This is a genomic window from Aminobacter sp. P4_D5 (genome assembly GCF_056401815.1).
The window spans coordinates 1-677 of sequence record NZ_JBFUIP010000792.1 but is presented as its reverse complement, the minus strand read 5'-3'; the positions used below and the strand labels follow the sequence as shown (position 1 = coordinate 677).

General features: G+C 68.3%; 1 protein-coding gene. It reads right to left on the bottom strand.

What is annotated here, in order from left to right:
- The coding region (locus tag AC1DWF_RS35035; protein WP_476843072.1) for an ABC transporter substrate-binding protein at nucleotides 1-467 on the bottom strand (467 nt) is incomplete at its 3' end.
- Nucleotides 468-677 lie beyond the last annotated feature (210 nt).

The window sequence follows — 677 nt, the reverse complement described above, 5'->3', positions numbered from 1 at the left end:
GGCTTGGAATACTTGAACACGGCCGTCAGCGGATCCGGCGTCTCGACGGCCTCGAGGAAAAGCTGCAGCGCCGTGCCGTAGTTGAGGATCTTCTTCCACATCTCCATGGCGGTGAACTGCACGTCCGCCGAGGTGAAGGGCTTGCCGTCATGCCASGTSACGCCCTGGCGCAGCTTGAAGGTGATGGTCAGGCCGTCGGCCGAGGTCTCCCAGGATTCCGCGAGGCAGGCAGTCGGCTGTCCCGCGGCGTCCAGGTCCACCAGCGGCTCCTGGATCTTGCCGCCGACGATGTACACGCCTGTCGAGGCCTGGAGGCTGGGGTTCAGGATGCGCTGCTCGGTGGCGAAATGCACCGTCATGACGCCGCCGCGGCGCGGGGTCTCCTGCGCCAGAGCGAGCTCGGGCGCATTGACGCTGGCCGCGATGGCGGCCGAGGTCATCAACGCGGCGCGGCGGGAGAAATCCATGCCCAAACTCCTGATATGAATGCGGCGCAACATGGCTGTCGCGCCGGACGCAGGTCAATCTTGCTCTTCCGGCACGAAGCGCAAGAGAACCCCCGTCGCGCGCGTGGCCGGCACCGCCACGGTGGCCCCCGGCGCGGTGCCCAGGGCCTTCGCCGCGTGAGCGAGGCTGTGCGTCTTCAGCACCAGCGCGGCCGCGCCCTCCTCGGGCAG